The 21,999-nt window shown below is 70.7% G+C and carries 20 protein-coding genes; 10 read left to right on the forward strand and 10 right to left on the reverse strand.

All coding sequences use genetic code 11. From position 1 onward, the window contains the following. Nucleotides 1–48: 48 nt before the first annotated feature. Nucleotides 49–435, reverse strand: a complete 387-nt coding sequence (locus ACUZ2Y_RS03530) for a hypothetical protein (RefSeq protein ID WP_476326823.1) — start codon at nt 433–435, stop codon at nt 49–51. A 160-nt stretch (nt 436–595) separates the two neighbouring features. Here ACUZ2Y_RS03530 and ACUZ2Y_RS03535 point away from each other — a divergent pair, with 160 nt between their 5' ends. Then, nucleotides 596–958, forward strand: a complete 363-nt coding sequence (locus ACUZ2Y_RS03535) for an STAS domain-containing protein (RefSeq protein ID WP_476326825.1) — start codon at nt 596–598, stop codon at nt 956–958. 2 nt (nt 959–960) lie between these two features. On the opposite strand, the gene ACUZ2Y_RS03540 is transcribed toward ACUZ2Y_RS03535, so the two are convergent. The 3 genes from ACUZ2Y_RS03540 to ACUZ2Y_RS03550 all read right to left on the reverse strand — a co-directional run bounded on the left by ACUZ2Y_RS03540 (nt 961) and on the right by ACUZ2Y_RS03550 (nt 3,575). Then, complete coding sequence (locus ACUZ2Y_RS03540; protein WP_476331563.1) at nt 961–1,944, reverse strand: serine hydrolase domain-containing protein; 984 nt, start codon at nt 1,942–1,944, stop codon at nt 961–963. 64 nt (nt 1,945–2,008) lie between these two features. Further along, complete coding sequence (locus tag ACUZ2Y_RS03545) at nt 2,009–2,965, reverse strand: carbohydrate kinase family protein (RefSeq protein WP_476326826.1); 957 nt, start codon at nt 2,963–2,965, stop codon at nt 2,009–2,011. A gap of 124 nt (nt 2,966–3,089) precedes the next feature. Further along, a complete protein-coding gene (locus tag ACUZ2Y_RS03550; RefSeq protein WP_476326828.1) occupies nt 3,090–3,575 on the reverse strand; it encodes a cupin domain-containing protein in 486 nt (161 codons plus the stop codon). 124 nt (nt 3,576–3,699) lie between these two features. On the opposite strand from ACUZ2Y_RS03550, the gene ACUZ2Y_RS03555 reads away from it, so the two are divergent. The 4 genes from ACUZ2Y_RS03555 to ACUZ2Y_RS03570 all read left to right on the forward strand — a co-directional run bounded on the left by ACUZ2Y_RS03555 (nt 3,700) and on the right by ACUZ2Y_RS03570 (nt 10,877). Beyond that, nucleotides 3,700–5,970, forward strand: coding sequence for a Xaa-Pro dipeptidyl-peptidase (locus ACUZ2Y_RS03555; RefSeq protein WP_476326830.1), 2,271 nt, complete (start codon nt 3,700–3,702; stop codon nt 5,968–5,970). Nucleotides 5,971–6,027: 57 nt separating this feature from the next. Beyond that, entirely contained in the window at nt 6,028–7,401 is a 1,374-nt protein-coding gene (locus ACUZ2Y_RS03560; RefSeq protein ID WP_476326832.1) for a helix-turn-helix domain-containing protein, read from the forward strand. Nucleotides 7,402–7,446: 45 nt separating this feature from the next. Beyond that, entirely contained in the window at nt 7,447–8,670 is a 1,224-nt protein-coding gene (locus ACUZ2Y_RS03565) for a PucR family transcriptional regulator (protein ID WP_476326834.1), read from the forward strand. Nucleotides 8,671–8,780: 110 nt separating this feature from the next. Next, a complete protein-coding gene (locus ACUZ2Y_RS03570) occupies nt 8,781–10,877 on the forward strand; it encodes a hypothetical protein (protein ID WP_476326836.1) in 2,097 nt (698 codons plus the stop codon). A 59-nt stretch (nt 10,878–10,936) separates the two neighbouring features. On the opposite strand, the gene ACUZ2Y_RS03575 is transcribed toward ACUZ2Y_RS03570, so the two are convergent. Next, nucleotides 10,937–11,392 (reverse strand): pyridoxamine 5'-phosphate oxidase family protein, encoded by a 456-nt coding sequence (locus tag ACUZ2Y_RS03575; protein WP_476326837.1) that lies wholly within the window; start codon nt 11,390–11,392, stop codon nt 10,937–10,939. Between the two features lie 255 nt (nt 11,393–11,647). Here ACUZ2Y_RS03575 and ACUZ2Y_RS03580 point away from each other — a divergent pair, with 255 nt between their 5' ends. Beyond that, entirely contained in the window at nt 11,648–12,808 is a 1,161-nt protein-coding gene (locus tag ACUZ2Y_RS03580; RefSeq protein ID WP_476326839.1) for a serine hydrolase domain-containing protein, read from the forward strand. 728 nt (nt 12,809–13,536) lie between these two features. On the opposite strand, the gene ACUZ2Y_RS03585 is transcribed toward ACUZ2Y_RS03580, so the two are convergent. Continuing rightward, nucleotides 13,537–14,166 carry a TetR/AcrR family transcriptional regulator gene (locus tag ACUZ2Y_RS03585; RefSeq protein ID WP_476326841.1) on the reverse strand — a complete coding sequence of 210 codons (630 nt, stop codon included), beginning with the start codon at nt 14,164–14,166 and terminating at the stop codon, nt 13,537–13,539. A gap of 57 nt (nt 14,167–14,223) precedes the next feature. Between ACUZ2Y_RS03585 and ACUZ2Y_RS03590 the strand changes: the two genes are divergently transcribed. After that, nucleotides 14,224–14,538 carry a hypothetical protein gene (locus ACUZ2Y_RS03590; protein ID WP_476326843.1) on the forward strand — a complete coding sequence of 105 codons (315 nt, stop codon included), beginning with the start codon at nt 14,224–14,226 and terminating at the stop codon, nt 14,536–14,538. 270 nt (nt 14,539–14,808) lie between these two features. Here the strand turns inward: ACUZ2Y_RS03590 and ACUZ2Y_RS03595 are convergent, their stop codons facing one another. From ACUZ2Y_RS03595 to ACUZ2Y_RS03610, 4 genes are all read right to left on the reverse strand, one after another. Beyond that, a complete protein-coding gene (locus tag ACUZ2Y_RS03595) occupies nt 14,809–17,556 on the reverse strand; it encodes a helix-turn-helix transcriptional regulator (protein WP_476326845.1) in 2,748 nt (915 codons plus the stop codon). Nucleotides 17,557–17,626: 70 nt separating this feature from the next. Then, entirely contained in the window at nt 17,627–18,277 is a 651-nt protein-coding gene (locus ACUZ2Y_RS03600; protein ID WP_476326847.1) for an NAD(P)H-binding protein, read from the reverse strand. 7 nt (nt 18,278–18,284) lie between these two features. Further along, on the reverse strand, nt 18,285–18,725 hold the full coding sequence (locus ACUZ2Y_RS03605; protein WP_476326849.1) for a VOC family protein: 441 nt from the start codon (nt 18,723–18,725) through the stop codon (nt 18,285–18,287). 27 nt (nt 18,726–18,752) lie between these two features. Next, nucleotides 18,753–19,745, reverse strand: a complete 993-nt coding sequence (locus tag ACUZ2Y_RS03610) for an endonuclease/exonuclease/phosphatase family protein (RefSeq protein ID WP_476326851.1) — start codon at nt 19,743–19,745, stop codon at nt 18,753–18,755. Between the two features lie 136 nt (nt 19,746–19,881). On the opposite strand from ACUZ2Y_RS03610, the gene ACUZ2Y_RS03615 reads away from it, so the two are divergent. The 3 genes from ACUZ2Y_RS03615 (at nt 19,882) to ACUZ2Y_RS03625 (ending at nt 21,961) form a co-directional block, all read left to right on the forward strand. Further along, a complete protein-coding gene (locus ACUZ2Y_RS03615) occupies nt 19,882–20,271 on the forward strand; it encodes a PadR family transcriptional regulator (protein WP_476326853.1) in 390 nt (129 codons plus the stop codon). Then, complete coding sequence (locus ACUZ2Y_RS03620) at nt 20,268–21,635, forward strand: permease prefix domain 1-containing protein (RefSeq protein WP_476326854.1); 1,368 nt, start codon at nt 20,268–20,270, stop codon at nt 21,633–21,635. The genes ACUZ2Y_RS03615 and ACUZ2Y_RS03620 overlap by 4 nt, the downstream gene beginning before the upstream one ends. A 134-nt stretch (nt 21,636–21,769) precedes the next feature. Beyond that, nucleotides 21,770–21,961 carry a twin-arginine translocation signal domain-containing protein gene (locus tag ACUZ2Y_RS03625; RefSeq protein WP_476326856.1) on the forward strand — a complete coding sequence of 64 codons (192 nt, stop codon included), beginning with the start codon at nt 21,770–21,772 and terminating at the stop codon, nt 21,959–21,961. Nucleotides 21,962–21,999: the final 38 nt, after the last annotated feature.

Raw genomic sequence — 21,999 nt, forward strand, 5'->3', positions numbered from 1 at the left:
CGCGCGTCGGGGGAGCCTCCGGGGTCTTGGAGGTCCCCCGACAGGGGGTCAGGTGCGGCCGGAGGCGACTGGCTTCTTGTAGCGGTCGGCCGCGGCGCGTTCGGTGATGCCTGCCGCGTCGGCGAGTCTGCGCAGGGTGATGCCGCTGTCGCGGGCGATGGCCGCGGCGGCGCGTTCGATGGCGGCCAGGTGTTCCTGGGCGGCTCTCGCGGCGGAGACCACCGCCAGCGCGGCGCCCGGGTCGACCTCGGTGCAGCCGTTGTCGGGCTTGGCCTCGGCTCTCACGTCGTGCGTGTCGTGGTGGCCTGCCTGGGCCAGCACGGTGCGCAGCTGCGGCACGACCTCGCCCATCAGGTCCGTTGGGTGGTCGGGTTCGGCCTGCCGTTCGCGGATCAACCGCTCCAGCAGGGTGCACAGCGCGTCGACGTAGGGCACGAGCGCTCCACCTCCCATTTTCTTGCCGACACTTGCCATGAAGCGAACTTCATGTACCTTACTTCATGATGCCATTTCACGGGAGTGAACGAGCACGGTTCTCCAGGTCCAGAGCAGCAGCCAGACACCTTTGAGGCGGGTGAGGGAGACGATGAGCGTGGTGTCCGAACCAGGTGCGCCGCGACACGAGGTCGGGGGCTTGTTGGTCACCGGTAGTGGGCTGCCCGGTGGCGTGTTCGTGGTACGGGTCGTCGGCGAGGTGGACACGGCCACCGCCGCCACCTTGGTCACCGGCATCGACGACGCGCTGGACAAGAAGCCCGCCGTCCTGGTGGTCGACCTCAGCGAGGTCGGCTTCTTCGGCTCGGCAGGCATCAGCGCGCTGATCGAGGCGGACCGTCGGACGAAGTGCCCCATGCGGGTGGTGGTCACGTCCGGCATCCGCAGGATTCTCGGCATTGTCGGCTTCGACGTGCTGCTCGACCTCTACGACACCCTCGACGAAGCCGGCGTGGCCGCGTAGCGCTACTGGCCTTCGTCGGCGGCCACCCGCGCGAGCAGGGTGAATCCCTGGTGGTCGGCCGACGCCGAGGTGGCGGACAGGATGACGACACCGGTCCGGGCCGGGCGGTCCAGGCCGAGCCACGAGCGGAACCCGCCGGTCGCGCCGTTGTGCCAGGTGACGACCCGACCCTGGTGCGGCAGGGTGAGCCAGCCCGCGCCGATGCGGGCCTGCCCGCGGAACGTCGCCACCGGATCGAGGGCGGCGCGGCCGGGCGCGGACCCGTCGAGCAGCGCGGTCGCGAGCCGGGCCAGGTCCCCGATCGACGCGCGGATACCGCCCGCCGGTCCGAGGGCCTCGCCGGTCCACGGTTGCCGCGCCCGGCCGGACTTGGTCCGCCCGGGCAAGGCGCCGGGCCGCAGCTGTTCCGGCGTCGCGGGCACATACAGGCCGTCGAGGCCGAGAGGTTCGGCGATCCGCCGCCGAACGAGGTCTTCGAAGGTCGTGTCGGCCGCACGGGCGATCGCGTGGCCGAGCAGTTCGAAACCGAGGTTGGAGTACCGGGTCCGCGGCTTCTTCAGCCGGACCGTCCGGGCTTGGGCGATGAGTTCGTCCAGGGGCTCGCCGTAGGGATTCGTGCCGTGCCGCCACAGCGCGAAGCTGCGACGCGGCGAATCCGATGACGCGGGCAGTCTCGGCAGACCCGACTGGTGTGTGGTCGCCGACGCCAGCGTCACCCCCGCCACCGGGGTCCCGCCGACCGGCAGCAGGTCGCCCACGGTCGTCGACGGCGTGATCTCCCCGCGTGCGAGCGCGTCGGCGTACAGCAGGCCGGTGATCCCCTTGGAGATCGACCCGATCTCGAAGTCCGCGGCGGGCCCGGCACCCACACTCGCCACCCTGGTTCCCCGCGGGGAGATGACGGCCACGGCGACGACCGGGTGCCGATCTCCGAGGAGTTCGCGCACGGTGCCACCGAGCGCTTGGTCCCCATGGACGTCCGGCATTACCGCCACCCGACCAGCGTCTCGATCATGGCCCCATCATGCCTTGCCCGGACACTGGTGTGCCTCACCCGGCCTGCGATCGCCCGAGAGCGGCTTCGGCCTCCGCGCGCCGCGGCGGGTCGGCGCCGGGCCGTGTGCAGGCCAGGCCCGCCACCGTGATCGCGAACCGCAGCGCCTGATCGATCTCCAGGCCGGTGAGTGACCGCAGACCGTCGTGGCTCAGCGAGCCGCTCTCGTCGAGCCAGTGCAGCAGCCCGCCGGCGAATGTGTCGCCCGCGCCGACAGTGTCCACAACGGACACCGGTTCCGCCCGCCGTCGATAGGTCTGTCCGCTGTGGAGCGCGACCGCGCCTTCGCCGCCGAGTGTCACCACGACCAGCGGTGTGCCGAGGTCGTCCCGTAGGTTCCGGGCGATCGCGACGGGGTCCATGTCCGGGTAGACCCACTGGAGGTCCTCGACGCTGACTTTGACGATGTCGCTGACCGACCAGAGCGCCGTCAGCCGCTGGGCGTACTCGGCGCGCGGCCCGACCAGGGCGGGTCGGACGTTGGGGTCGAAGCTGGTGACCCGGTGCTCGCGCTGCCCGGCGAACCACCGGCCGAGCACGCTCGCGCCCGGTTCCAGCGCGAGCGCCAGCGAGCCGGTGTGCACCGCTCTGACATCGGCGGGAAGGTCAGCGGGAAGCTCGGTCGGCTGCCAGGCCCAGTCGGCGGTGCCGCTGACGTGGAAGCCGTAAGTCGGGCCGTGCGGGGTGCGGGTGACCACGGCCAGGCTCGCCGGTTCGCCCGCCTCCACGGCATAGGCGAGGTCGACACCGTTTGCCGCGAGGTTCGTCAGCAGCAGATCGCCGAACGGGTCGTTGCCGAACCGCCCGAGGAACGCGACCGGTGTGCCCAGCCGGGCCAGCGCGATGGCCGTGTTGGCCGGGCTTCCGCCGGGGATGGCCGTGGGGTGGCGCGGGTCCTCGCCCACGATCAGGTCGATGAGCGCCTCGCCTGCAACGATCACGCGCGGATTCATGACCTTCCTTTCGGAGCGGCGGCGGCCTCGACCTACCTCGGCCCTGCGTTACCGGTCATTATTCCTCGGCGATCAGCCGCTCCGCCGGATCGCGCCGACAGCCACGCGCCTTCCCGCGCCGCGGTCACGCGTCGAAGCGCAGTGGGGCCTCGGGACGGCACAACGCGCGGATGCGGTCGGCCATCGAGGGGTACCGCGCGCACAGGTCGTCCGCGTCGCCGCCTTCGTAGTCCGACGGCATGAATCCCGGGGCCATCGTGGTCCCGCACAGCGACCACCGCCCACCGGGCGCGACCGCCGCGCCCATCCACGTGCCTGCGGGGACGACGGTCTGCACCAGCGACGGACCGAGGGTGACGACCCGGGCACCGTCGGGGCCCAGGAGCAGCAGCTCCAGCGGGTCGCCCTGGTAGAAGTGCCAGACCTCGTCGATCGGCAGCCGGTGCATCGCCGAGAACAGCTCACCGGCCGCGAACAGCGCGATGATCGCCGACCCCGCGGGCCGACCCGTCTCATCGGCCTGCCCGGCCCACGTCCGCCGGAACAGGCCGCCCTCGACCGGCAAGGGCTCCAGACCGTAACGCGCGGCGATCTCCGCGACCTCGTCCACCGAAGTGATCTTAGTCGGGGACGGGAAGCGACACCTGTCGAAACCGGCACGAAGCACGCGACAGCTGTCCAGTGATCTTGCCGGGCGTCGCGTGTTTACCTTGGGTCCCCGGCAAGGAGGCACTATGCGACAACGGTCGTTTCCCCGGCGGCACCTGGCATCCGCGCTTGTCTTGACGCTGTGCTTCACGCCCTTGCCTGCCGAGGCCGAGACCGGCTCGGCCGCCATCGAGCAGCGCGTCTACGTCGAGACCACAGTGGACAGTGACCGGAACGGCAGGCCCGACCGGGTCGCGCTCGACATCTCCCGTCCCTCGGGAACCACGAAGGTGCCGGTGATCTTCGAGCACAGCCCCTACCGCTCCGGCCTCGGGCCCGTGCTGTTCCACCCGGTGAACGTGGACCGGCTCCCGCAGGAGGGCCTGTTCCCGGCGGCGGGTGCGACCGCTGAGGGTCCGATGGTGCGCAAAGCCGCGCCGGACCTCCCGGGCTGGCTCGACGACTACTTCGTCCCGCGCGGTTACGCGGTCGTGCTGGGCCACAGCATCGGCACCGGGGATTCCCAGGGCTGCCCGACCAGCGGTGACCAGCAGGAGACGCTGAGCACGAAGGCGGTGATCGACTGGCTCAACGGGCGGGCGCGGGCGTTCGACTCGGCCGGGCGGCTCGTCACCGCCGGGTGGAGCAGCGGAAACGTCGGCATGACCGGTGTGTCCTACAACGGGACGCTGCCCAATATGGTTGCCACCACTGGTGTTCCGGGCCTGCGCACGATCGTCCCGATCGCCGCTCAGTCCACTTGGTACGACTACTACCGGGCCAACGGCCTGGTGGTCGCGCCGGGCGGCTGGCAGGGCGAGGACACCGACGCGCTGGCGAAGGCGGTGCTCACCCGCGACGGCTGCGCCGACGAGATCGGCGAGCTCACCCGGCGGCAGGACCGGATCACCGGCGACTACACCGCGTTCTGGCAGGAGCGCGACTACACGCGGCTCGCGGGCAACGTGCGCGCGAGCGTGTTCGTCATGCACGGCCACTCCGACTGGAACGTCCGCGGCAAGCAGTACTCCCAGTGGTGGGACGCGCTGGGCGAACACGGTGTGCCGCGCAAGATCTGGCTGCACCGGGGCGGCCACGCGCCGCCGTCGCGCTCGGACTACCAGGCCACGCTGTTGCGCTGGTTCGACCACTGGCTCAAGGGCGTCGACACCGGGATCATGCGTGAGCCCATGGCCGAGGTGCAGGACGCGGGCGGCGCCTGGCGCAAGCTGGCGGACTGGCCCGACCCGGCCGCCCGGCCGGTGACGTACCACCTGGGCACCGGCTCGGCGACCGCGCCGGGACGGCTGAGCACCGGCCCCGGCGGCGGGGTCGCGCAGACTTTCGTCGACCAAGGCCGGAGCAACACCGCCGCCACCCTGGTGGCCAACCCGGACAGCGCGAACGGCAACCGGTTGGTGTACCGGTCGCAGCCGCTGGCCACCGCCACGCGCATGTCCGGCATCGCGAGCGTCACCCTGCGTGCCGCGGTCGAGAACCGCGACGACGCCAACCTCACGGCGCTGTTGGTCGACTACGGCAGCGGGACGCCGGTGATCGTGACCCGCGGCTGGATCGACCCGCAGAACCGGACCTCGCAGTCGTCGAGCGAACGGGTGGTCCAAGGCCAGGAGTACTCGATGCGGTTCGACCTGGAACCCAAGGACTATGTCTTCGCCGCCGGTCGGCGGATCGGTCTGGTGGTCATCTCCACGGACTACGACTTCACCCTTCGCCCTCTCGGCGGCAGCAGGCTGCGCGTGGTCCCCGGCGGCAGTTCCCTGACCGTGCCGCTGGTCGGCGTGACCGGCGGGACCGAGGTCTTCGCCGACGACTTCGAGACCGCCGCCGGCTGGACGGCCGACCCGAACGGCACCGACACCGCGACCTCGGGCCGCGTCGAGCGCGGCGACCCGGAGGCGACGGTATTCGACGGCAAGCCCCTGCAACTGGGCACCACACCCAGCGGCGGCAACTGTCTGGTGACCGGGCGACTCGCGGGCACGGCGGTGGGGGCCGACGACCTCGACGGCGGCAGCACCTCGATCGCGTCACCGACCATCGCGCTGCCGGAAGGGACGCTGACCCTCTCCTTCGCCTACAACCTGGCGCACCTCGACAACGCCTCGGCCGCCGACTACCTGCGGGTGCGGGTGCTGGCCGGGGGAGTGGCGACGACGGTCTTCGAGAGATCCGGAGCCGCCGCGGTCACCGCGGGCGCGTGGCAGCGCGCCGAGGCCGACGTGAGCCGGTTCGGCGGGCAGCAGGTGAGGCTCGTGGTCGAGGCGGCCGACGCCGACACCGGCAGCCTCATCGAAGCCGCCCTCGACGACATCAAGATCACTAAAGCCGGATAGTCGCTGCTACCATGCGATCCGCCCTTGAACCCACGCCACGATCCCGGCGAGGTGCGGATGCGTCCGGAGCGTCTGGTCGGTGCCGAGTTCGGCGCGCGGCTCCGCTGCTGGCGCGAAGTGGCGGGGCTGACGCAGACCCAGCTCGCGGACCGCCTCGGCTATCACCACACCTACATCTCCAAGCTGGAGAGCGGTGCCCGACGACCGCCCTCGGACCTGCCGCGGCGAGCCGACGAGCTGTTGGGCGCGGGCGGTGAACTCGCCAGGTTCGCGCGGTCGGTGTCGGACGGCATGTGGCCGCTCACCGGCGACCCTGGTTCGATCGTGGATCCCCTGCCCGGAACGGGACTCGCGGCGGAGCATTCGGACGCGGCGGTCCAACACTGGAGCGCGCGGTTCCCCGTGTACGGCATCGTCTGTCCGCTGCACAGCCGCACGGGATGCACGGCCAGCGCGGCTGACACGCCCATCGCGGATCTGCTCGGTCCACAGCCATCGGTGAAGGCGGGCGCGGCGGTCGTGCACGGGTTCGCCGCGCTGCTCGCCGGGTACAGCCAACTCAACCTCGAGCACGCCACGACGGACATCACCGTCCCGGTGGAGCGCTGCGTGCACGCCATCGCCCGGGCCATGGACACCGCGGGCGAGCCGGTGGCGGTCGCGCTGTCGAGCCTGGCCGCGCACTTCGCCGACCTGGCCGGGTGGCTGCGGGTCGAGAGCGGCCAGAACGGGCTGGGCATGGCGTGGTTCCAGCGGGGCCTGGACTGGGCGCGCGCCTCGGACAACGTTCCCGCGCAATGCGGGTTGTACGCCCGGATGAGCGGTGTGGCCAGGCTGGAGGGCGACGGCCACTCGGCCATCACCTACGCCAAGGCGGCCCAGGCCACCGACCCGCGCCGCCGATGGGCCGCGCAGTACGGGCAACTGCACGCCGCGAGGGGACACGCCCTGCTCGGCGACGGGCCCGAGTTCGACCGCCTCGCCGGTGAGGTGCTGACCCTGGCCGAACGGCTCGACGGGCGCGACCAGGTCGAGGCGCCCTGGCTGTGCGGCGCCGAGGGACAGACCTTCGTCAGCTCGTTCCTCGCCGGTGGGCTGCGGGACTTGGCCAAGCGGAGCGGCGATGTCCGCCCCGCCGCCCGGGCGGCCGAGTTCGCCCGGCATTCCCTGGTCACGCTGCCGCGACAGATGTACCCGTCGCGGGTCCTGCTGACCCTGCGGCTCGCGGACAGCCACGCGTGCGCCGGGGAACTCGACGCCGCGGTCGCGACGGCCCGTCCCGTCGTCGCCGACGCCCAGCGGGTCCGGATGGCGCTGATCGGTCGGGAGCTGGCCGGGCTCCGGGCCCGCCTCGCCAGTAGGGGAGCCTTGACAGCTCTTGACAAAGCGGTCTCGGCGGAGACGGGGAATGATCACTCGACCGTAGGGTGATCGAACCCTGCGAAGTGGCCCCTGGCCACACTTTTAGAGGTCGACATGCCTGATTGCGTTCCGTCGGCGCCGCTCGCCCTGCTCCAGCTTGCGGTCGACAGCCTCAGCACAGCGCTCGCGAGACCGGCCGTCATCGAGGGCCCCGGCCTCGACCTGCTCGCCCACAGCGCCCACCACATCCCGGGTGACCAAGTCCGACAGCAGTCGATCATGGCCCGGCGCGCGACGCCCGAGGTGGCGCGATGGCTGGTGCGGCAAGGCGTCTTCGAAGCCAGACACGCGCTGCGGGTCCCGGCCTGCGGCGAACTCCACATGCTCCCCAGGGTGTGCGTGCCGGTTCGCTCCCGGGACACGCTCCGCGGCTTCGTGTGGTTCATCGACGCGGACGAGCCCATGTCCGACGCCGAGGTCGCTCTCGCCGAGTTGGCCGTCGGTGGCCTCGCCGGGCAGTTGGACGGTCTTGGCTCGCCGAGAAATCCGCCCGGCCCGGTCGCGGACCTGCTCGCCGAGGACGACGTCACGCGAACGCGGGCCGCGCGCACGATCGGTCAAGGGGCTGGATTCCTGGACGCGGCGGGTGTGGTCGCGCTGGTCGCCGCGGTCGTGGGACCCGGGGGCGCGTTCGTCGCGGGCCGAAGTGGGCCCGGCCCGGTCCGCACCTGGCCGGGGCTGCATGTGCGGGAGTCCGACCACGAGGTGCTGTTCCTCCCGACCGGCAAAGGTGACGCGGTGGCGGCGCGTTTCGCGGGCTTGCTCGCCGAGAGCGTCGGCACGCGCACCGACGGCAGGCCCGTCGTCGGCGTGGGCCGGCCGCGGCCACGGCTGCAGGACGCCCGGGACAGTCTCCGCGAGGCGATCGCCGCGGCGAGGGTCGCGGCCAGGGTGCCGGACCTGGGGACGGTCGTGCGCTGGTCGGGCCTTGGCATCTACCGGGTGCTGAGCAGGCTCTCCGATGACGCGCTGGCCGAGGTTCGGGTCCACCCCGGGCTGGAACGGCTCTTCGCCGACCACACCAGCCTGCCGCTGCTGGAGACCCTGGAGACCTACCTCGACTTGGGCGGCAACGCACCCATGACGGCCGCGCGACTGCACCTTCACCGGGCAACGCTCTACTACCGGCTGCGCCGGATCGAGGAGCTCTCCAAGTCCACCCTCAAAGACGGGGGTGAGCGGCTGAGCCTGCACGCCGCGCTCAAACTCGGCCGCCTCGCCGGCCGCTACCCGCCCGCGCCCACGGGGATCGCCAGGGCGACCCCGGGTGATCGCTGACCGGGTGCGACACCTGTCGCGGTGGGGTTGGGGATTCGCGACAGCACGCCAGTGATCCGTGCCTGCTCGATCGACACGCTGGGCATCTCCCGATCCCCACGGAGGTACCCATGTCGATCGACCTTGGGCGACGCGGCCGTCTGCTTCGCCTGCTCATCATGGCCCTGGCGGTCCTGACCGCCTTACCACTCAGCATGTTTCTCGCCGCCGAGCGGGCGTCGGCAGCCGCACCGGTGGCGGACCCGGCCCGGTCCTGCATGGTCGCGCCGGGCGGGTTCCTGTCCGAGGGCCCGACCGATTGGCGCTCTTTCCCGCGCCCGCTGGGAAAAGTGAAGATGGCGATGCTGTTCGTCGACTTCGCCGAGGCGCCCGCGGACACGTCGGTCGACTCCGAGCTGGAGATCTTCTCGACCGAGAGCGAGGACTGGTACGCCACCAGCTCCTACGGCAAATTCGACCTCGACATCGTGCCGTACAAGCGATGGCTCCGCCTGCCGTCGTCGCTGAACGAGCATGCGCGCACGCATCCGCTGATGACGGCCCGGGACAGCAGGCCGGACGTGGTCACCGACGACCCGATGCTGGCGAGCATCTTCCGCAACGCCGTGCAGCTGGCCGACCCGAACTTCGACTTCTCCCAGACCGACGCGCTGCTGCTGGTGCCGTCGCGGCGCTCCAGCTACTCGCGCGGCTACGCCACGTTCGAGCACATCAGCGCCGACGGCAACACCATCCTGGCCGAGACGAACCTGGCCACCTCGCGCTACCGCGATGGGCACATCCTGCTCAACCACGAGGGCGGCCACCTGATCAGCCTGCCGGACACCTACGGTGGGCCGGGCGGCTTCGGCTGGACCGGCGGCTGGGACGTCATGGGGCACATGTGGGGCCCGGCGCCCGACCAGTTCGCCTGGCACAAGTGGAAGGTCGGCTGGCTCGACGACGCCCAGATCGCTTGCCTGGCAACGCGAAACGCGGTCATCGAGCACACGGTCACCCCGGTGGAGACCCCAGGGGGAACGAAGGCGGTCGTCGTCCGGTACGGGACCAACACCGCCTACATCGCCGAAGTGCGCCAGCGCCTCGGGCTCGACACCCGGGCCTGTGACACCGGTGTGCTGATCTACCGGGTCGACTCGCGCACGCCCAGCGGCAGCGGACCGGTGCGGGTGATGGACTCACACCCGAACACGGGCTGCGGCAACCAGGGCCTCAACGACGCGCCGTATGACCTCGGGACCGGCGAGGTGTCCACGTTCACCGACACCGCCAACCAGGTGCGGATCCAGGTGATGGCCAAGTCCGGCAACGACTACACGGTCCGGGCGACCTTCGGCACCCCGGCGGCCGACGACTTCGCCATGTCGGTCGCGCCCTCGGCGGGCCAGGTCACCCCGGGTGGGTCGACGTCGGCGACCGTGGCGACGTCGGTGACCTCCGGGGCGGCGCAGCGGGTGGCGCTGTCGGCGTCCGGCCTGCCGTCGGGAGCCTCGGTGGTCTTCGAGCCCTCGGAGGTGACCGCGGGCGGGTCGTCCCGGATGACGATCAGCACCACGGCGTCGACCCCGAACGGCACCTACCCGGTCAGCGTCACCGGCCGCGGGGTGACCGCGAGCCGAACGGCCGCGTTCACCCTCACCGTCGGGGCGCCGCCCACCGTCGACTTCGCCGACGACTTCGAGTCGGACAAGGGCTGGCGGGTCAACCCGAACGGGACCGACACCGCAGGCAGCGGCCGGTGGGAGCGGGCGCAGCCGCAGTCCACCACCCACAACGGGATCACCGTGCAGAACGGATCCACACCGGGCCCGGGCACCCACGATCTCGTCACGGGCGCGGCGGCGGGCTCTGAGGTGGGCGCGAACGACGTCGACGGAGGCGTGACCAGCGTCCAGTCACCCGCCATCACCCTCGCCGCAGACGTCTCGTACCGCCTGCGGTTCAGCCACTACCTCGCGCACCTGGACAACGCGACCGCCGAGGACTTCCTCCGCGTCCGCGTCGTGCACGACGGCGGGACGACGACGGTGTTCGAGCGCAAGGCCGCCGCGAGCAACGTCGGCGGCACGTTCGCCGCCGCGGACGTCAGCCTGACGCCCTACGCCGGGCAGACGGTCCGCCTGCTCGTCGAAACGGTCGACGCGGGCACCGGGAGTCTCATCGAGGCCGCGATCGACAACGTCCAGATCAGCCGTTCGGCGGGCTGACCCCTTGACGTGATGGCCTGCCGGGGTGAGCTCGGCTCACCCCGGTCAGGTCGCGTTCGTCAGGAACCGGGAGCGGCGAGTTCCTTGCCGGGCAGCCACCCGTTCATCACGTCGGTGACCCGCCATGACGGCACCGTCAGCCGCACGGCCACGATCGGGGCGTCCATGAACGCCGCCGCCTCGGGGACCTTCGCCAACAGCACGCGCCGCACTTCCTCGTCGTCCTCGCCCTCGAGGATCTCCGCGTTCGCGCGCCCCTGGAGGAATGGCTGCGCGGGTGAGCCGGTGGACACGACGAGGGCCACCACCGGATTCTCGCGAATCGCCGTGAGGGTCCGGCCTCGCGCCTCCAGGACCAGCACCAGGGTGAACGGGTCGACCTCGGCGAAGTACACGCCGCCGGCCCACGGGCCCGCGGTGCCCGCTGTCGCCAGGAACATCGAGTGGTGGGCCGCCAGGGTGTCCCGGATGACCGTCTCCACTTCGGACGCCTGTTGCTGCTCGGTGCTGGTCATGGCGGTCCTCCGGACATACGTTGTGCTCGACCTGATGGCCTGGCCTCTCCATCGCGTCAGCGGTCAGGATGTTTCCCCCATCCGCGTGCCCAACGAATAAGGGACGCCCCGACGGTGCCCGGGTTGTCCCTCTCCCACCCCCCAATTTCGGCCCCACCAGTTGAGGGATCTTCCCTCACGCGAGGGGGCAGCGGGCTGCGCGAAGGTTGTCCCAACGCCGACGGAGGGGCCGGAGGCGAGACAGGGGAGTCAGAGATGAAGAGCAGCATCAAGGGGACCGCGGTGGCAGTCGCGATGGTCGCGACGGCACTGGTGGGGGCCGGTTCGGCGGGGGCCGACATCATCAACCCGACCGCCGAGGTCGACACCGCGAAGGTGGCGCAGACCCTGCACACCAAGCTCGGCGGCGGCAACACGGTCGGCTACGCGTTCGCCATCACCGAGGACGGGCAGCTCGCCGCCACCGGGGCGGGCGGCAAGGCGAGAATCGACAAGAACATCGCCTTCACCGCGAACACCCGGATGGACATCGCCAGCGCGACGAAGAACATCTCCGCCGCCGCGCTGCTCAAGCTGGTCGAGAAGCGCGGTGTCACCCTCGACACCAAGCTGTGGGGCTACCTGCCGCTGGACATGCGGTCGACCATGCACGAGTCGTGGAAGAACCTGACGATCAAGCACATCCTCGGCCACCGGTCGGGCATCGAGCAGATGCTGGCCGGCCTGTCCGACGCCGACCGGGCGAAGACGTCCAACCTGTATGACGGCATCAAGTTCGCCATGACCAAGCCGATCGTGGTCGACTCGGACTGGTCGTACAAGAACATGAACTACGCGATCGCCCGGCTGATCATCCCGAAGCTGTGGGACCTGACCGAGCCGACCCGCGGTGTGCCGGACTCGATCAACTCGACCAACTCGGGACCGTGGACGCTGGCCTACATCAACGAGCGGCTCCTCGCCCCGGCAGGCATCGCCCCGACCACGTGCGTGGCGAACGCCGACACGGCCGCCCACGCCTACGACATCACCGACACGGCAAAGGGCGGCGTGCTGGTCCAGCTCGACGGGACCGACTTCGAGGCCTGCGGTGGCCACCGCGGTCTGCACCTGTCCGCCGTGGACATGGTCCGCTGGCAGGCGCACCTGCGACACGGCACCGTGGTCTCGCCGACCGTCCGCCAGCAGATGGACTCGTTCCGCCTCGGCTGGTTCGAGACCATGTCCAACACCGGCTCGTGGGCCGGGACCTTCAGCCACGGCGGTGACCTGTTCCTCGGCGGCGACCGCGAGCAGCACAGCTGCCAGGCCAAGTTCCCCGGCAACGTGGAGGCCACCGTGCTGGTCAACAGCAAGGTGCTGGGCTCTTACCAGTGCAGCATCCTGCTCGACGCGGTGAAGACCGCGACCAGCTGAATAATTTGACAGCTTGACCTGGAAGGGGCGGCCCACCTGGGCCGCCCCTTCCAGGCGTGCACCGCACCGCCTGCCAACTGCCCCGCCCGATAACAAGACATCGCACCCTCACCGCACCACCCACATCACCAGCCCAGCCCGGCCATCAACACCCCAGCCGAGCCGAACAGCCGACGGCACCACCCACAGCCCCACCCCGGACGAGGAAACCCAAAGGAGCTTTGGCTTTAATCCCTGCTCTTCCCCCTGCTCCCTCGTCCTGGCCATCGTTAAACAATTATGGCCGAGGGAGACTTCCCGTTGACGCCAACGAGAACTCGGGCCATGAGAACGTGAGCCCGGCTGGCTCGAGAATTAGCGGCGGCCAGGACGAGGGGCAAGGGAAGCGCAGGGGCGAAGAGCCGTCCCCTTGGGCTCGCTCGTTCGGGGTGCAAGGGCAAGGCACTGTCCGTGAAGGTTCGCTCGCCCGGGGGTGGGGTGCACGGCCCCGGCAAAGTCGGGTAGGACCTGATCAGGCCGGGTGAAGGTCAGGCACGGCTCTCGTTGATCATGTGATTGTCTGAGTCGCATGATCATGTGAGAGGAGCCGTGCCTGCTGTTGCATCATCCCTGATTCCGGTCGAGCTGGACCGGTTGGCCCTTGCCTGTGTGGTGGTCGAGACGCCGGACTTGGCTGCTGACCTGCGTGAATGTCTGTCGGTGGTGCCTGATCCGCGAGTGTTCGTCCGTCACCGGATGACGGCGTCCAGAAGCATCCGCGCCAGCCACCTCTCGTAGCGCTGCGCGGACCAGCCGTAGTCGCCCATGAGCATGTCGGCGACCTGGGGGCTGTAGAGGACGTAGAGGGTCGCGGCGGCCTCCTCCTGGTTCACGCGCAGGCCGTCGGGACCGGCGATGATCTTCGCCGAGGCGATCATTTCCTTCCGGCGGGCTGCTTTGATCGCCTCCATCATCGCGGCCAGCTCGGGATCGGAGGCCGCGGCCTGCTCCGCGACCCGCACGATCGGCGCCACGCGTTCGATGATCGACAGGCTCAAGGCGGCGTCGAGCTCGGCCCGCCGGCGGGCGTCGGGTTCGGCGGCGACCGCTTGAGCCTCGGCCCTCTCCGTGATCGGCAGGGAATCGTCGTCGCCGGTGATCGTGCTCTCGATCAACTGCCGCAGAAGTTCGCGCTTGTTGCCGAACACCGCGTACACCGTCTGGACGGCGACGGCTGCTCGCTCGGCGATCGCCTGGATCGTCGTGGCGGCATACCCGGTGGCGACGAAGAGCTCGCGGGCCGCATCGAGGATCGACCGGCGGGTCTCCCGAGCCTGGGCATCGCGTTTGGCGGATGAGTACGACCTCTTGACAGACACATCGATAGAGTAGCAGTCTAATGAATAGAGTTAGACTCTATGGAAAAGGAGAAGGTCATGGCATATGCGGTGCTCATGGAGTTCGACGTCGATCTCGACACCCACATCAAGATCGGAGACGCCCTCGGCGACGCCCCCGTGAAGGGACTCATCTTCCACGCGGGCGGCCCGAGCCAACGCGGCGTGCACAGCCTCGACGTGTGGGAGAGCAAAGAGGACTCCGAACGCTTCTTCACCGAGCGCATGCTGCCGGCGCTGCAGCAGTTGGGCATCGAGGGCGGGCCGCCGCTGAGCTACCAGGAATTCGAGCTGCCGCACGTGTGGCGGGGTGGCTCACGGCCTGACGCGACTGAACTGGGTGGCACCCGGTAGATGCCCGGTCCGGGTCTTCGCACCCCGCCCATAGGACCGCAACTCTCCCGAGTCGACACCGAGCTGATCAGCCGGCCTGGCCACCGCCACCGGCGGCGCCGACGACACCTTGTCCGGCACGAACCCCAAGGGCCGTGGGTGGTGATGGGAGAACTGCGGCGATCGAGAGCCGTTGAGGTGTGCTGACCGGGACGAGAAAACCCAATCCCAAGAAGGCTTTCTGTCCCGGCAGTTCCCTCAGCGTGCTGATCAACCTAGGTGAGCCGCCCGTTACGCGTGTAGGGCAGCACCGAGGTCGCGGCGGCTGCTGATGCCGAGTTTCTGGTAGATGCGCCCCAGGTGGTTCTCCACGGTCTTCGGGGTCACGAAGATCTCGTGCGCGATCTCCCGATTCGATCGCCCCGCCCCGGCCAGCGCCGCGATTCGGCGTTCGCTGGCGGTCAGGGCATCCGCGCCCGCCATGGCCAGCTTCCGGGGACGGTCCCCGAGGCGGTCCAAGGCATCCACAGCTGCGGCGCGCAACCTGCCCGCACCGATCTCGGTGGCTCGTTCGGCGGCGCTCACCAAATACTCGCGGGCGTCGGACCGTCTGCCCACGACCCGCAGGGCCTCGCCGAGGTCCCGTTCGACCATGACCCGCTCAAGCGCACAGGGAGACTCGTCCAAGACCTCGTGTGCCTGTCTGAGCAGGTCGATCCGATCGTGGTCGCCACCGACCACGGCCAGCACCCGCAGCGCGGCGCCGATGTCGGTGGCCGCGCCCCAGCGCAGGGCCCGCTGGTACTGCTCGTCGGCGAGTGCTCTTGCCGCTGTGGTGTCGCCCTGCCGCAGGTGGGCCAGCGCGGCCTGGGCCCGCCACGGCACCACCGGGTTGTCCGTCCCCGCCGCGGCTTCCGCCGCCCCGAGTGCGAGCGCTTCCTCCAGGGCGGTCACGGCGTCGTCCTCGGCCAGGGCCAGGTATGCGCGGGCGTGGCCCACCCGGTTCGCCGGGACGGTGGTCGGGCCGGACAGGGCCTCGTCGTGGGTGCGCAGGTAGGCGCGGGCGCCGGGGACGTCGCCCCGCTCGACCGCCGCGAGCACGGCGAACCGTGTCAGCACCGAGGACAGCGCGGTGGCGAGGTACCCCGGTTCAGCCGCGGCCACGGCGCTGGTCGCGGCCGCCGCCTCGGTCTCACATCCGCGCACGTCGCCGGTACGCCAAGCGAGCAGGGTGGCGACAGCACCGATGATCGCGTAGTCCATCGGCGACCCATCGGGCAGGACCGCGGCCCGTGCCCGGTCGATCTCCCTGGCCGCGACGGCGACACCGTCGGCCATGATCAGCGCGTGCAGCGCGCTGCCCCAGGCGACCGCCCCCTCATGTCCGTCGAGACGCAGCAGATCGGGGCCAAACGTGCGCGGCACCAGCTTGCGCACCTCGGCGGCGGGCCATGCCTCGGCGTAGGCCCGCTGCGCCAGCAGGGCCAGGAGGAACCGCTCGATCGGCGTGGTCCCCGGCAGGTCGGCGAACCGCCGCAGCCTGCGGCCGGAACGCTCGAACTCGTCGGGCACATAAGAGCTGAACAGCCCGAGCCTGGCTTCCATCGGCAGCGGGTCGCCGGGGAAGGTCTCCAGCGTCGCCCGCAGCCACGCGATCGTGGCCTGGTGCCCGTCGAGCCGCATCATCGCCGTCGCGGCCTGCGCCAGCAGCGTGCCCGCGCGGTCGGGGTCGGCATCGGCGGCGGCGATCAGCTCCGCGCGCGCCTCGGCGAACCGGCCCGCGATCAGCAGCGCCTCGCCCAGGTCGCCGCGCACATCCGGGACCCCCGCGTCGAAGGCGAGCCGCAGGTAGCGGCCCGCGGTCTCGCCCATGCCATCGGCGAGCAGCGTGCGGCCCGCCTCGGCGAGCACCCGCACGCCGTCGGCGTCGAGGCGGTGTGGTGATTCGACGAGGTGGGCGGCCACCCGCGGCGCCGACGCGCCCGTGCGCCGCAGGTCGGCCGCGGCCCGGGCATGGAGTTCGGCCCGGTCGGTGGGCAGCAGTTCGGTGAGCACGGCCTCCCGGATCACCGGGTGGGTGAACTCGGCGCCGACCAGCACATGTGCGCGCGCCAGCTCGGCGACGGCGGCGGCCGGGTCGTCGACCTCGGCGAGTCGGGCGGCTTGCAGCGGGTTGCAGCGCACCCCGAGAACCGCCGCCGCGGCGGCGACCGCGTGCGCCTGCGGCGTGAGCCGGGCCAGCAGCGCGTGCGACACGCTGCGCGGCCCGAGCGTGCTGATCACCTCAGGTGTGCGGGGGTCGTCGGCGGCCAACCCCTGGGCGGCGAGTTCGGCGAGCAGCTGCTGGGTGAGGAACGGGTTGCCGCCGCTGGCCTCGTGCAGCGCCGCGACCGTGCCAGGCGGGTGCTCCGGCGCCAGCTCGCCCACCGCCGCCACCGACAGCGGTGCGGGACGCAGCAGGTCGCCGAGCCTGCCGGAGGTGAGTTCGGCGAGCGCGCCGTCCTCCACCCGCGCGGGCCTGCTGCCGACGACCAGCGCGATCCGCAGGTCCGACAGCCTGCGCGCCAGGTACCCGACAAACCCGAGCGACGGGGCGTCAGCCCACTGCAGGTCGTCGATGGTGATCAGGGTCGGCCGGTCGCCCACCAGGTCGGCGACCGCCCACCACAGCGCGTGCAGGGTGCGCATGCGCTCGCCCTCGTCGTGCCCGCCCGCCTCGGCCTGCTCGATCGCGGTCAGCGCCGCACCCGCCGGCCCGGCCAGCGCGGCCCGCCGCTCGCCGGCGCCGACCCGGGCCACGGAGCGTTCGACGAGCTGGCGGACGATCCCCCAGGGGATCTCCCGCTCGGCGTCGTCGGCGGTGGCGGTGAGCCGGTCGAACCCGTCGGCCTCGGCCAGGTCGCGGGCGCACCCCAGCAGCCGGGTCTTGCCGATGCCCGGCGGCCCTTCGACCACCACGAACCGCCCGGTGCCCTCCGCCGCCGAGTCCATGGCGGCCTTGAGCCGCCCAACGGCTTCATCGCGTTCGAGCAGAGACAAGCCCGCCTCCCCGGAATTGATCGCTTGCAGTGTGAGACTCCCGCACAACTCCCGGCGGGCGCGGACTGGGTCAGGTCACGAGGTGGGTGACCGCGTCGGCGACGGGCGTCTCGCCTGCGGTGAGTTCGACGATGACGCGGTTCAGGGCCGGTTCGCGCAGGGCGGCGGCGAGGAACGCGGCAACGTCGTCGCGGGGGATGGCGCCGTACTCGATCGCCAGGCCGGCGGTGACGTTGTCGGTGCCGGGCTCGTCCAGGAGCGTGCCCGGCCGGACGATGAGCCAGTCGAGATCGGTGCCCGCGAGATGGACGTCGGCGGTCTTCTTGACCTTCATGTAGTGCTCGAAACCTTCACTGGTCTCACGATCACGACCGGCTTCGGGAAACACCGACACGAGCAGGAGCCGCGACACCCCGGCGCGGGCGGCCGCGGCGGCCGTCTTCTCCAAGCCCTCACCGTCGATGGCGGTGGTCTTGTCCCTGCCGGTGCCGTGCGCGCCCGCCGAGAACACCACGGCGTCGTGCCCGCGGATCTTCTCCGCCAGCACGTCCACCGAGTCGGCGATGAGGTCGCCGAGCACTGGCGTCGCGCCCACCGAGCGCACGGTGTCGACCTGGGTGGGCGCGCGGTGCATTCCGGTCACCTGGTCACCGCGGGCGGTCAGCAGGGCGGCGAGCCGACGTCCCACACCGCCACCGGCCCCGATCAGGAACACCTTCATGATCGTGTCAGTCCTTTCCCGTGGCGAACACCTGGGAGTCGTCGGCGAACGCCTTGAACTCAAGGGCGTTCCCCGCCGGGTCGAGCAGGAACATGGTCCACTGCTCGCCGGTCTGCCCCTCGAACCGCACGTAGGGCTCGATGACGAACTGGGTGCCCGCCGCCCGCAGACGGTCGGCGAGGTCGCGGAACGCCGGCACGGTCAGGATCAGGCCGAAGTGCGGGACCGGCACGTCATGGCCGTCGACCGGGTTGTGCACCCGCTCGGCGCGGCCGGGCGCCAGGTGCGTGACGAACTGGTGGCCGTGCAGGTTCCAGTCCACCCAGGTCTCCGCGCTGCGGCCCCGCGCCAGCCCGAGCACCTCGCCATAGAAGCGGCGCGCGGCATCGAGATCGTCGACGGGCACGGCCAGGTGGAATCGCGGGATGGGGGAGTCGAGAGTGGTCATGACTCAATGTTAGGGATCCGAACGGCCTCAGGCGCGCAGGTCGATCTCGGCTACCAGTTGGGCGTGGTCGGAGGTCGTGCGGTCGGGGCGGTCGTTGCTGAGCTGGTTGTCGACCAGGTGGTCGTTGAAGTGCCGGAGGTTGGCGAGTTCGCCGAGCCGGTTCGGGTTGCGGTCGTGGAACTCCTGGCTCACCAGGATGTGGTCGAGGTTCTCGTAGTGGCTGTTGAAGATGTGCGAGTACCCGACGTCGCGGCCGATATTCCTGGCCTGGAGTTCGTGGGCGGAATAGAGCGCCCGGCCCCAGTACGCCTTGCGCAGCTCCGGGCCCCGCGGCCAGAACCGCGACGGCAGGTCGCCCGCGATGATCTCCGTGGAGACCGCGCGCGGCCCGTCGTTGAGGTCGCCGAGCACGATCACCGGCCCGCTGTTGCCCACGACCTCGTCCAGCACCAGGAACCGGAGCGCGGCCGCCTCGGCGGTGCGGCGGATCAGCGACCTCGCCTTGCCGAGCGCCTCTTCGCGCGGGTCGTGTGGCGGGATGGTGACGTCGACGATGGGGCGCTTGGACTTCAGGTGCACGACGAACACCGTCACGGTGACGGTGGGGGAGAAGGCGACGCGGGCGCGCAGGACCGGGCGGCTGAACGTGCCCACCGGCAGGGCGATGCCGTCGACGGCGGTGTGCAGGCCCGGCGGGAAGGCGGTGATCGACACGGCGGGCTCGGCCAGCGGCAGGTTCGTGGCCAGGCCGACCCGCGGGCCGCTGTCGCCGTCGGCGCCGGGCGCGACCACGGTCGCGGTGGCGAACGCCTGGGAGCGGGCACACACCTCGCGCAGCGCCGCCTCGGCGAAGACTTCCTGGAAGCCGACCACATCGGCGTCCATCCGCCGTAACTGCTCGCCGATCCACGCCGCCTTCCGATCGAACTCCGCGACCGAGTACGGCAGCTCATCGGGGTAGTAGGGGACCTCGGGCAGGGCGAGATTCAGGACGTTGAAGGTGCCGACTTTGACGGTCATGGTGTCGCCCCCGCCGCTCGGAGTTGGGTCGACTTCTCTATCGCCGCTGACCCGGTGCGCGTGATCGCCTTGCGACAACCGATACCTAGAACTACTATGCATTGTAGATCTAGGGTACGAGCCGGTCGGAGGTCGTGTGAAAGTCACCAAAGATCTCGTGGCCGCCTCGGCGACGCCGATGGTGCTGGGCATCCTGGCCGAGGCGGACAACTACGGCTACGCGATCCTGCGGCGGATCAACGAGCTGTCCGGCGGCGAGCTGGACTGGACCGAGGGGCTGCTCTACCCGCTGCTGCACCGCCTTGAGCGCCTCGGGCATGTCGAGTCCGACTGGCGGTCGGTCGCGGGGGAGCGGCGCCGCAAGTACTACCGCATCACCCGCGGCGGCCTGGCCGAACTCGCCGAGCAGCGCCGCCAGTGGGACACCGTCGTCGACACGCTCAAGGAGATCTGGCTCGGCCGGGGCGATTCCCGGCCGCTGACCGCGATCCCGCTGTACTCGATACCCCTGGGGGGGACCGCATGACCGAAGACCAGGCTGAACTGGAAGCCCAGTTCGCGCAGTGGCGGCACTATGTGCAGCGCCGACGCGAGCTGACGAGCGCCGACGCCGATGAGCTCGAAGACCACCTCCGCGGGTCCGTCGACGAACTTGTCGCCGCGGGTCTGCGCGCCGACGAGGCGTTCCTGGTCGCGGTCAAACGCATGGGCAGCCTCGACGAGCTGTCCCGCGAGTTCGCCCGGGAGCACTCGGAACGGCTGTGGAAGCAACTGGTCCTGACCGGGGAAACCGACAGCCCGGCAGCGGACACCCGGGCGCGGCGCGACCTGATCGCCATGGTCGTCTGCGCGGCGGGCGCGGCGGCGTCGATCAAGGTGCCGGAGCTGTTCGGCCTGGGCTTCGAGCAGGACGGCGGCTTCTACGCCGCCAACCTCAGTCTGTTCGCGCTGCCCTGGCTCGCGGCCTTCCTGGCGTGGCGCAGGCAAGCCAGTAAGGCCTTGACCGGTGTCCTGCTGGCCCTCTTCGCGATCGGCGCCGTCGCCGCCAACGCCTACCCGCTCACCGACGAGTCCCAATCACTGGTCCTGACCAGCATCCACCTCCCCATCGCCCTGTGGTTCGTGGTCGGCCTGGCCTACGTGGCCGACGACCTGCGGGCGCCGCGCCGGCGGATGGACTTCATCCGCTTCACCGGCGAGTGGTTCGTCTACTACGTCCTCATCGCCCTCGGGGGCGGGGTGCTGATCGCCTTCCTGTTCGGCACCTTCGAGGCCATCGGGATCTCCCCGGAGAGCTTCATCGCGCAGTGGGTCGCCCCCTGTGGGGCCGCGGCGGCGGTCGTGGTGGCCGGGTGGCTGGTCGAGGCCAAGCAGAGCGTCGTCGAGAACATCGCCCCAGTCCTCACGCGACTGTTCACCCCGCTGTTCACCGTGGCACTGCTGGCTTTCCTCGTCGCCTTCGCCGTCACCAGCGGCGGTATCGACGTCGAACGGGAAGCGCTGATCCTGTTCGACCTCCTGCTCGTCGTGGTCCTCGGGCTGCTGCTCTACTCGATCTCCGCCCGCGACCCGCTGGCCCCGGCAGGCGTGTTCGACAAGCTGCAACTCGCCCTCGTCCTCAGCGCGCTGGCCATCGATGTGTTGGTGCTGCTGGAGATCACCGGCCGCATCACCGAGTTCGGCACCACCCCCAACAAGGCGGCGGCCCTCGGCGAGAACATCATCCTGCTGGCCAACCTCGCCTGGTCGGCGTGGCTGATGCTGGGCCTCGTCCGCGGAGCCGTCCCGTTCGCCGCCCTTGAACGCTGGCAGACCGCGTATCTGCCCGTGTACGCCGTGTGGGCGTGGATCGTGGTCCTGGTCTTCCCGCCGCTGTTCGCCTACCACTGATCGGCACCATCCCCTCTCGGGTATTGCCAGAAGATCAGACGTATCACCCACTGTGTCGCACAAGACATGGAAGACCTGCGACCTGGCTCCGCCATTGATCGGACGTTTGCCTCCGGTCTGAGGAAAGGACCCCGGTGACAGCGACACCCTCCTCGTTCCCGGACGACTTAGCCGGCCGTTCCCGCCGTAACTTCCTGCGCATCGGCGGGGCGGTCGGCGCGGCGCTCGCCCTCGGTGGAATCCCCGTGTTCACGGGGTGGGAACCGAATACGCCAGAAAGGGGCCGCGGCAGTGCTCGACCGCTGGTCAGGACCAGTCCGTGGTGAGGATCGCCGGGGTGGCTAAGGTTTCGCTGTCCGGGTGG

The organism is Actinokineospora sp. UV203, assembly GCF_056323665.1.